This window comes from Bremerella cremea (genome assembly GCF_039541315.1).
Taxonomy (GTDB): domain Bacteria; phylum Planctomycetota; class Planctomycetia; order Pirellulales; family Pirellulaceae; genus Bremerella; species Bremerella cremea.
This window is the reverse complement of the sequence record NZ_BAABFZ010000005.1, coordinates 67,328-77,826: the sequence shown is the minus strand read 5'-3', so window position 1 is coordinate 77,826 and position 10,499 is coordinate 67,328. Positions and strand designations below refer to the sequence as shown.

The 10,499-nt window shown below is 54.3% G+C and carries 7 protein-coding genes; 6 read left to right on the top strand and 1 reads right to left on the bottom strand.

Annotation, left to right across the window (positions count from 1 at the left end):
• Positions 1 to 16: 16 nt before the first annotated feature.
• Complete coding sequence (locus ABD890_RS17480; RefSeq protein ID WP_345092608.1) at positions 17 to 1,216, bottom strand: efflux RND transporter periplasmic adaptor subunit; 1,200 nt, start codon at positions 1,214 to 1,216, stop codon at positions 17 to 19.
• Positions 1,217 to 1,346: 130 nt separating this feature from the next.
• Here ABD890_RS17480 and ABD890_RS17475 point away from each other — a divergent pair, with 130 nt between their 5' ends.
• The 6 genes from ABD890_RS17475 (at position 1,347) to ABD890_RS17450 (ending at position 10,384) form a co-directional block, all read left to right on the top strand.
• The gene (locus ABD890_RS17475; RefSeq protein WP_345092605.1) at positions 1,347 to 1,958 is read left to right on the top strand and encodes a TetR/AcrR family transcriptional regulator; all 612 of its coding nucleotides are present in this window, start codon (positions 1,347 to 1,349) and stop codon (positions 1,956 to 1,958) included.
• A gap of 346 nt (positions 1,959 to 2,304) precedes the next feature.
• On the top strand, positions 2,305 to 3,957 hold the full coding sequence (locus ABD890_RS17470) for a GntP family permease (protein WP_345092602.1): 1,653 nt from the start codon (positions 2,305 to 2,307) through the stop codon (positions 3,955 to 3,957).
• 102 nt (positions 3,958 to 4,059) lie between these two features.
• Complete coding sequence (araD, locus tag ABD890_RS17465; protein WP_345092600.1) at positions 4,060 to 5,784, top strand: L-arabinonate dehydratase; 1,725 nt, start codon at positions 4,060 to 4,062, stop codon at positions 5,782 to 5,784.
• Positions 5,785 to 5,814: 30 nt separating this feature from the next.
• Positions 5,815 to 6,726 (top strand): dihydrodipicolinate synthase family protein, encoded by a 912-nt coding sequence (locus tag ABD890_RS17460; RefSeq protein ID WP_345092597.1) that lies wholly within the window; start codon positions 5,815 to 5,817, stop codon positions 6,724 to 6,726.
• A gap of 269 nt (positions 6,727 to 6,995) precedes the next feature.
• A complete protein-coding gene (locus tag ABD890_RS17455) occupies positions 6,996 to 8,858 on the top strand; it encodes a gluzincin family metallopeptidase (RefSeq protein WP_345092594.1) in 1,863 nt (620 codons plus the stop codon).
• Complete coding sequence (locus ABD890_RS17450; RefSeq protein ID WP_345092592.1) at positions 8,858 to 10,384, top strand: ComEC/Rec2 family competence protein; 1,527 nt, start codon at positions 8,858 to 8,860, stop codon at positions 10,382 to 10,384. The genes ABD890_RS17455 and ABD890_RS17450 overlap by 1 nt, the downstream gene beginning before the upstream one ends.
• Positions 10,385 to 10,499 lie beyond the last annotated feature (115 nt).

Genomic DNA, 10,499 nt, shown 5'->3' with positions numbered 1-10,499 from the left:
TCAACCAGGGTTGGCATCAGCCTTGGTTTGGCGTGACCGGCATACCTGGACGAATCATCATCAGACGGTCGATAATCACCTGATCGCTTTCTGTCAGACCGCTCTCGATGATCCACTTACCACCATCCGACCATTCGCCCAACTCGACTGGCCGGGTTTCGACCTGTTGTTGGTCGTTGACGACGTAAACGCTCGCCCCGGTGGGGGTCTGACGGACAGCGGTCTGAGGAATGCGGATCACGTTGACTCGCTGTGGTCCGTGGATCGTGGTATGGATAAACTGCCCAGGCATCAGATCGCCGTTGCCATTGGGGACCGTCCCACGAACGACCATGGTGCCGGTATTCTGGTCGATCTGCACATCCTGGAAATTGATTCGACCGCGATATGGATAGATCGCACCGTCGGAGAGTGCAATTTCGAGTTCCAAGTCTTCGGCAGCGGGACTGATAATGTTTCCATCGCTAATCTGGCGACGAAATCGAAGGATTTCGTGTTCGGTAATTGGGAAACGAACATAGATCGGGTCGACCTTGTGAATCGTTACCAATGGTTCTGTTCCCCCGGCACTGATGTAATTTCCAACGTCGGTAAGGACCTGGCCAATTCGTCCAGTCACAGGAGCTTCGATCGTGCTGTATTGCAGTTCTAGCTCCGCCGCCGCGATCCGAGCCTTCTGCAGTTCGACATCGGCCTGGGCGACCTGGTAGTCGGACTGAGCCGTATCGAGTGCTTGCTGCGAAGTCGCCTGGCGTTGTTCGAGCTGTTCTTGACGTCGCATCGAGACGCCTGCCTGATTCAGGACGGCCTCGGCACGTGCCAGGCTGGCCTGTGCTTGCGCTAGCTCGACTTGGAAGGGCCGCGGATCGATTTGAAACAGTTTTGTTCCCTGCTGAACGAGTTCGCCTTCTTGGAAGTTGCGTTCCACGATGTGCCCAGCAACGCGCGCTCGGACTTCAACTACCTGAGAGGCCTCGGTCTGGCCAAGGAATCGAGAACCGAGAGGAATGGTCTCGGCTTGCGGCCTAAAGACCGATACTGGAATCGGATCGGTCGGCATCGCTGGTGCTGTGCTATGATGTTCGTCGTGGTCTTGGTGCTCGAAGTAGTAGTAAGCGGTCACCAATACGGCTGCCAAAAGCACCAAGGGAATGCCTCGCCGGACGAGATGTCCCATCAATTGCAGAGAACTGTTGCCAGAAGAAGACGTATTCATGCCTTGCTACCCCAGAAATTTCGCGTTGTCGGTCGCTGAGAAGAGTCGAATAGCGTAAACTACACTGTGTAGTGTAATACGATTAGCATACAAAGTACACTAATCGGTGTAAACCGGAGATTTTCACACCTTGGATTCGCAGCCGGAACGCAAACGAGGGAAGCGCGACCTGATTTTGGATGCCGCCATCCAGGAATTTCGGACCTTGGGGTTCGACAACACCAGCATGGATCGCGTCGCGGAAGTGGCGAACGTTTCTAAGCGTACGGTCTACAACCACTTTCCGAGCAAAGAGGTACTGTTCGAGGCGATCGTCAATCGACTGGTCGAGCGATGTGAGGGTATGCAGCACTTTGACTTCGAGCTGGAACGTCCTCTCGAGGCACAATTGCTAGAAATCGGAAGACGGTATGGCGAACTCGTTTCGTCCGACGATTTTAGGAACCTGGCCCGAGTGATCTTGCCCCGGTTTCTCCAAAATCCGGAGCTTGCGCAACGCCTGATGGGGGAGAAGAATCTGCTGGAACAGGCCATCATTTCTTGGATCGAGGCTGCCGTAAACAGCCAGCGGCTCAAACCATGTGAACCTTCCATGGCCGCTACCCAGTTCGTCGGACTGATTAGCAACTTTCTGTTCTGGCCGCAGGTTCTTTCCTCAGATCCAACCCCTTCCGAAGAAGAAACGCAGACCGTCATCCAATCGGCGGTGGCGATGTTTTTGGGGCATTACAGCAACGATTGATCGGTAACGCCTGACCATTGGGCGACAGTCTGTGGAACCGATTCAATCGGCAAAACTTCTCAGGGGAGTTGTGCTCCAATTCGTCCCCCATTTGCCCGCGTCCTGTACTTCTGGTACCTTCTGAACATCCTAAGAAGTACAAAAAAGCGGCAAATAAGCAAAAAACGAATGCTAGACGATTCTGTGGTGGTAACGCTCACGCAAGTGCATTCGTTTCGCGTCTTTGCCGCTCGACGACTTCGGCCGGCACTCCTTCCTTAAGACGCGAATCTCCATGAACACCGCGTCCTCCAAGTCACTCTCCATGCTCTCCCACCTGGTTGGATTGAAGTAGGCATTCCGCAATATGTTCGCAATCGTCTTGGGAATGCTGATCGTGATCTGTGGGGTGCTATTCCTGCGGATGCATGCGTTTCTGGCATTGTTCTTCGGGGCACTTGTTGTTGCGGCCGTGACTGCGTCGCATTCGATTTCGGATAGTGCTCTCAATCACGTTACCGCGACCATTACCCAGGCCTCTGGGCAGAGACTCTTGTTGGGCGATGTCGGGGAAGATCTCGCCAAAAAGCCGGGGGCTTTCTATGTTGTGCCAAACGCTTCCGCGAGCGTGCCGCCGACACTAGTCTGGGTTGATGCCTTCATAGAAGAGGATGGAACTGCGATCGCCATGCTGTCGCAGGCCGATTCTGTCGACTCGTGGACCGGCGGCCAACTGGTTCCTGAAAGCAAGTACACGCAAGCGAAGCAGTTAGCAGGCAGCAGCCCCATCAATCGCGTTGCCGCAGCCCTCGGGAAGACGTTCGAGAAGATCGGTATCTTGATCGCCATGGCCTCGATCATTGGCCAATGTCTGCTGGTCAGTGGTGCGGCGGAGCGAATTGTGACCGGAATTCGCAACGCACTCGGCGAACGCTGGACGACACTTGCTTTTGTGATCAGCAGCTTCGTTCTCGCGATTCCTGTGTTCTTCGATACGGTCTTCTTCCTGATGCTTCCCTTGGCGCAGGCAATGGCCCGTCGTACTGGCAAAGACTATTTGAAATACGTCCTGTCGATTATCGTCGGTGGTTCGCTTGCCCACTCGCTGGTTCCACCAACTCCAGGACCATTATTCGTCGCGGCAGAACTGAACGTCAGCATCGGTGCAATGGTGATCGGTGGCATTGGTGTCGGGATCTGGGGCGTGATTGCCGGTTACTTTTATATGTTGTGGGCGAATCGTACCTGGCAAATTCCGCTTCGGGTGGAAGCTTCGACTTCGACCGACTCGATTTCCTCGCCGGACGCAATCAACCAAAACATGCCCGGTTTCTGGTTCTCGATTTTGCCAGTGATCGTTCCTGTTTTACTTTTGGGTTTGAAGACCTTTCACCAGACTATGGGAGGCGGCCCAGACGGACCGCTAGGCGAAATTTGGGATAGCACGGTTTCTTTTCTGGGCGATAAGAACATTGCCTTGTCGCTTGGTGCCATACTAGCGCTGTTGATCTTGATTACCCGTCCCGCGATGACTTGGGCCGGCCTGGCAGGTTCGGTGCAAAAGGCGTTGAGTGAAGGTGGGGTGGTCGTCCTGATCACTTGTGCTGGTGGAGCCTTTGGTGAAATGATTCGGCAAACGAATGTCGGAGAGACGATCGCCCACGCGCTGCCTGCCTCGGTGGGAGGCGTTGGACTGCTGGTGACCGCCTTCTTGATTACGGTAGCGATTCGCGTGATTCAAGGTTCGAGTACTGTGGCAATGATTACCGCCATCGGGATTGTCGTTCCCGTAGCCAATCAGATGGGGTTGCCATTTCATCCGGTTTATCTGGCACTGGCGATTGGCTGTGGATCGAAGCCGCTGCCATGGATGAACGATAGCGGTTTCTGGGTGATTAGCCGCATGAGTGGCTTCACCGAGAAAGAAACCTTGAAGACCTTCACTGTGCTGCTGACGATCATGGGTGTGGTGTCGTTCCTGGCAACCTTGGTATTTGCTATGGTTTTGCCACTGGTTTAAGGCGTCGCCTGATTGGTTTAATGGAACCCCTGCACCAAGTACATCGCGGTGTGTTCCGACTGACTGAACTGTTAACTTCCGAATGTTGATTGCCCGATGGCTATGAATCCGTCTGATGAATCTGAACTACGAAGTAGCCGCTGGTTTTCTCCCGATAGCCTGCGTGGCTTCGGGCATCGTTCGCGCTTGAAGGGCATGGGCTATGACGATCAAGATTTTCGTGATCGTCCGGTCGTTGCCATCTTGAATACCTGGAGCGACCTGAACACGTGCCACTCGCACTTTCCGGAACGAGTTCAACAAGTTAAGCGCGGGATCTGGCAAATGGGAGGCTTTCCCGTCGAGATTCCCGTGATGTCGCTTGGCGAAATGATGATGAAGCCAACGACGATGCTCTATCGCAACTTGCTGGCGATGGAGACCGAAGAAGTACTTCGCTGCCATCCGATCGACGCGGCCGTGTTGATGGGGGGATGTGATAAGACCGTCCCCGCGCTGCTGATGGGAGCGATCTCGGCCGACTTGCCGGCGATCTTTCTTCCCGCCGGTCCGATGTTGAAAGCACGCTGGAAAGATCAAACGCTCGGTAGCGGCAGCGATGCCTGGAAGTACTGGGACGAGCGACGCGCTGGCAACCTGTGCGATGAAGCTTGGGGCGAAATCGAAAACTGCATTGCCCGTTCGGCCGGTACCTGCATGACGATGGGGACCGCGTCGACGATGGCTTCGATTGCCGAATCGATGGGAATGACCTTGCCCGGAGCATCCTCCGTTCCCGCTGTCATCGCCGAACATGCCCGGCTTGCTGTGGCGACGGGAAGACGTGCCGTGGAACTGGCACAAGAGAAACTACGTCCCTCCGCAATCTTGTCACCAGCCTCGTTCGATAATGCCATTGTGACGTCGATGGCGATCGGTGGTTCGACCAACGCGATCGTTCATATCATCGCGATGGCCCGCCGCGCCGGCTTCCCTTTGACGCTGGAACGCTTCGATGAACTTTCGCGGACCACGCCGGTTCTCGCCAATGTTCGCCCCGCTGGCAAATATCTGATGGAAGACTTCTTCGATGCAGGCGGATTGCCAGCGCTGCTGAAACAACTGGGCGATCGCATCGACGGGGCGTGTGCAACCGTCAACCGAAAGAGCATTGGGGAAAATATTGCCGCGGCGGAAGTGATCGACGTTGACATTATTCGTACGCGAGAGAACCCTATCTCGCCAACGGGCGGCACCTTCGTGCTTCGCGGCAATCTCGCGCCGTCCGGTTGCATTATCAAGCCAACCGCGGCGTCGCCGCGACTACTCAATCATACCGGACCGGCTGTAGTCTTCGACAACTATGCCCAGCTCAAAGCGAAGCTGAACGATCCTGAAGCGGGCATCACCGCCGATTCGGTATTGATTCTCCGCAACGCCGGTCCCCAAGGTGGCCCTGGCTTTCCGGAATGGGGGATGCTCCCCATTCCCGATCACCTGCTGAAACAGGGCATTCGCGATCTGGTTCGTATTTCCGATGCCCGTATGAGCGGGACGAGTTACGGCACGTGTGTCCTGCATGTTGCTCCCGAGGCGTCCGTCGGCGGCCCACTGGCATTGGTTCGCAATGGCGATCTGATCGAACTGAGCATCGATCAACGAAGCCTTAATCTTCTTGTCGACGAAAAGGAACTGGCAAAACGCCAGGCGGAATGGACCCCGCCTGCGCCACGCTATCAACGGGGCTACGGTGCAATGTTCCTGAAGCACGTAACCCAGGCCGACGCAGGCTGCGACTTCGACTTCCTACATCACGGCGCTGAAACGCCGGACCCTGACATTTACTGATATAGATCCCATCAAGGACCAAGTTTGGCCATGGATACCCAACCTGTTACCACACAAACAATCGCCAACTCTGTTTGGGCCGTACCCTCGCTTGCACGCTCGGCGGACGGAACGATCAATCGCGAAGAGAACGCGAAGCTGATCAAGCACATCGAACAAGGTGGCATCTCGACGCTGCTATACGGTGGCAACGCGATCTTCTATCACCTGACGATGAAAGAGTATCGTGAAGCTTTGGAACTGATCAGTGAAGTGCCAGCCGATTCGACGCTGGTAATTCCCGCGATTGGTCCTGCCTACGGCACGATGCTCGATCAAGCCGACATCCTGGCAGACTTCAATTTCCCGACCGCCATGGTGTTGCCACAACGCGATGTCATTTCCTCGGCGGGCTTCTCGGCCGGGGTACGAAATGTTTCCCAGCGACTTGGCAAACCGGTTGTGCTGTACTTGAAGTATGGCAACGTGGTCAGCGTGGAAGACGCCACGGCCCTGGTCGATGGTGGTTACATCTCGGCTATCAAATATGCTGTCGTTCGCGAAGACTACACCCGGGATGATTACCTCCGCGCACTTACCGACAAGATCGATCCCAAGTTGATCCTCAGCGGACTGGGCGACCAACCTGCCATCGTCCACATGCAAGACTTCGCGCTGGGAGGTTTTACTACCGGTTGTGGTTGTGTTTTCCCACAGATGTCGACAGCCCTGCTCAAAGCCATCCAGGCAGGCCAGTGGGATGAAGCGGAGACCATCCGCGAGAAGTTCCTTCCGCTGGAACAGCTTCGTGATAATCTCGGACCGATCAGTATTCTGCACCGGGCCACGCAACTCGCAGGCATCGCCCAAACTGGCCCGATCATCCCTCTTCTGTCCGAACCAACCGAAGATATCAACGCCCAGATCAATGCCGCATTGGAAACGATCCGTCAGTCGGCTTAATGGGATGTGAGTCAATCGCCACGAGCCTGGCTGGGGAAACAAGACCAGCCAGGCTTTTTCATGCGCTAGTAGGCATCTTCTTGACGTTGGCTGTTATCAAATGCCATATAGAGCAAGGCAATAAATATAGCCATGTCCGAGTGATAGAAGATGAATATTCTACTGAATACCCAGAAAGTGGTAGATTTCGCTGGTTGCCGTAGGTTAATCTGGTAACCGCCAGCAAGTGGGGGCCTGGTGGAAGGCTCGTCGATGCCCGCTTTCGGCTGGTGAAAGGCTGCATCGTCGCAGAATTCTCTAAGTCCAAGGTTACCACTATGTCCGGCTCTGTACCGAGAAGTGCTAAAACCAGACCATTAACGATCATCGCTCAGGATACTGCTGTACTCGACCAAAGCGCGAAACCACTACTCACAACGGTGAATATTCCTGCGGAACAGCTTGCGCCTGGACCGTCGGGTTATCGAATCCGGGTAATCGACTACGACGCATCGACTGGCACCTTATACGAGCCTGAAAATCCAGCCGGCGATGGGTACTACATTGATCACTTTGCCGATCGCGATGCGGACGAATTGGTTCAGAATCCTAAGTTTCATCAGCAGAACGTCTATGCGATTGCGATGAAGATTCTCGGGAACTTTGAGTTCGCCCTTGGTCGTCACGTTAGTTGGCAGTTCGATACGCACCAACTAAAGATCGTCCCCCACGCCTTTCGGCAAAAGAATGCTTTCTACGCGCGCGAACTCGAGGCAATCCTGTTCGGCTACTACGCGCGAAAAACTTCGGACCCACAGAACGGAAGCCTCGAAAACTGCTTTACCTGTCTTTCGCACGACGTGGTGGCCCATGAAACAACGCACGCATTATTGGATGGAGTGCGAGAAGGATTTGTCCTGCCGTCCCTTCCAGATCAGGCCGCGTTTCACGAAGGATTCTCGGACATCATCGCCATCTTGTCCGTCGGTTCCTCGCCGGATCTGATTCAAAGAATCATGAGTGGTGGAGAGCGAGCTCAGAGTAAGGGCTTGACCAAGAGCGATCAAGCCATTTCGGTCTCCGCGAATTACGATCACACGGATGACAATCTGAGTAATATCGGACAGAGCCTGGGTCCGGGGATGGCCATATTTACCTTGGCCGAAGATATGGGAAGCAAAGGAGCAGGCGTCCATGGCTCCGGTTTGCGGGATAGCCTGAACATCAAGCCGAGCCGTGACTTGCTGGGCCAACGAGAGTTTCAAGAGCCTCATCGTCGTGGTGAATTATTAGTCGCTGCTGTACTCCGGTCGATAATTCGAATCGCCGAACGCCGCTGTTATGTCGTTGGAGTTCAGAACAGCAAAGAGCCCGAGGAAAAACTGATCAGCCAAAGGCAGCTGGCTGAATGCGTTGCAGAAGCGTGTCGCAACATGATGAGTATCTGCATTCGGGCGCTCGACTATTTGCCTCCGGTTCATTTGACGTTTGGTGAGTATCTTTCCGCCCTTTTGACGGCCGACTATGAACTTGTCGGGAATGATAGTAAGTATGGCTATCGTGCGATCATCCAAGACTCGTTTGAATCTTACGGAATTGTTCCGGCCGCCGATTCGCCTGATGGGATTTGGGGCGGTTCCAATCTGAAGAGTTGGATTCGACTAGATCGTACCGACCACCATGCCATGATGTTCGACCGCGACGAAATGTTTCGCTTCCTCTGGGAGAATCGCAAGGCGCTGGGTATCTCGGATGACTACTACACGATGGTAACCAAGGTTCAACCGTCAGTACGGATCGGACCCGAGGGGATGCTTCTTTCCGAGACAATTGTCGAGTACGTGCAAAGTGCGAAGATGACCGGAACGGCCCTAACTCGCTGTGGTTTCGGCCGACCGCGGCAGTTGAGCGCCAATGCTCAGGCCGATCTCTATGGTGGGGGGACCCTGATTTTCGATATCCGAGGGCAGCTAAAGTATCACATCCCTCAGTATATCGATAATCGGGAGCGGCAAACCGACCTCCTGCGTTACGTCTGGGAGCAAGGACTTGTCAGAGCAAATGGCCAGCGGATCAACGCCTCTTTTGCGAGTTTGCACGAACTGCGTACCTATTGCGGTAACGAGCGTCCAGGTTGGGAGGAATCGTGGTAGTGGCTACCAAACCAAAAGCAATTGAAGTCAAAGTCTACAACGTTGGTCTTGGCGATTCGATTCTGGTCAGCTTCCATACGTCGGCAGCCAAGAATAACGTATTCCGTATGTTGTTCGATTTTGGATCGATCGGTCGTAATCCCGATAGTCCGCCGATGATGAAAATAGCGGAGCAGATTGTCGAGGATTGCCGACGCGAAGATGGGAAGTCTCAGCTGGATGTTTTGATCGCAACCCATCGGCATCTGGATCATCTGTCCGGTTTCGGAGGCAAAACAGGCCAGTTTCTTGAAGATAATATGCTTCCCCCGAAACGCATCATCCAGCCATGGACCGAAGAGCCGGAAGCCGATCTGCCTGGAGGTAGCAGCGATCCGAACTCCGGTTCCGCCTTCATGCGGCAATCGATGGTGGAAGCTCAAGAGATTACCGAAAGCATCATGCAGGAAGTCGTTCGACGTCGATCCATTGGCTTCGATCGCTCGACCGACGACGAAGTCTGGTTCTATGGATCGAAAAATCTTCTCGCAGTAAGCGGAGAGATCGACTTAGCAGAAGCCGCGACGCGAGATCTAGCGGACGAAGTCGCTTCGTTTCACGGATTCTCGAGCGATGCGGTTAACACGGAACAAATCACCAACCGCGATGCTTTGGAACGGATCTCTCGCTGGAAAGCTGCCGGGTCTAAGGTTGAGTACGTCTCGTCGGGCTTCAAGTCCAAAGCGACGGGATTGATCCCTGGTCTACAAATGCAGATCCTCGGCCCTGCAGGGCCAGATCACTGGGATGCACTTAAGAAGGAAGGACGCCAGGACGAACTCTGGGCGCGACTTGCCGGTTTTGCGGACGAGAATGCGGATGACAACGGAAAGATGATTGCCTTTGACCAAAAGTATGGTCCCTATGGTGTTCCGCCAATCTTCCCACAGGCCGCGATGGAGCGACGTTCTCATGGCAACAAGGACAACGTTCGATGGCTGGTAGAAAAGCTAGATCGTTTGCGTGGCTCGCAACTGCTCGGGTTTGTCCGTGAACTTGATAGCCACATCAACAACACGAGCGTCGTGCTACTCTTGAAGTTCGGCAACTTCACCATGCTGTTCCCCGGCGATGCCGAGGTTGGGGCGTGGCATTGGATCAATCAAAAGGGAACCGGTCCGACTAGTTCGTTTGGACTGCCACTTGAAACGATCTTGGAAGATGTAGACCTCTATAAAGTTGGTCACCACGGTAGCAACAATGCCACCCCAATCCTTTCCATGTGGAACTTTCTAGCGAAAGACCGAACCGCGAAACGTCCATTGCATTGCGTGATGTCAACGCAGTGGTCACGTTTTGAGAACAAGATCCCCAATCAAACGCTTTGGCAAACGCTTAACGGAGACAAGCAATTCCAAACCATGGCAACTTCCGGTCCGCCGTCGCTCACATCAGACTTGCCGATTGCCCTCAATAAGAAGTGGAGGCCACAGAAGGATGGCAAGAACACGATAGCTTATAGCCGGATGTTCGAGGTCGCCAAATAACAACAAGACGAAGGATAAAAAAAGGAAGGCCGCCGATACCTGTGGAGGGGTGTCGGCGGCCTTTTGAGGATCGCTGCCCGGATCCTGCAAGAGCGATTCGGTCGTACCAGTCGAG

What these genes read in the sequence shown, in the direction of transcription:
- araD (WP_345092600.1), top strand. Translation starts at nt 4,060, where the DNA reads ATGAATCCGTCTGATGAATCTGAACTACGAAGTAGCCGCTGGTTTTCT.
- ABD890_RS17470 (WP_345092602.1), top strand. Translation starts at nt 2,305, where the DNA reads ATGTTCGCAATCGTCTTGGGAATGCTGATCGTGATCTGTGGGGTGCTA.
- ABD890_RS17460 (WP_345092597.1), top strand. Translation starts at nt 5,815, where the DNA reads ATGGATACCCAACCTGTTACCACACAAACAATCGCCAACTCTGTTTGG.
- ABD890_RS17480 (WP_345092608.1), bottom strand. Translation starts at nt 1,216, where the DNA reads ATGAATACGTCTTCTTCTGGCAACAGTTCTCTGCAATTGATGGGACAT.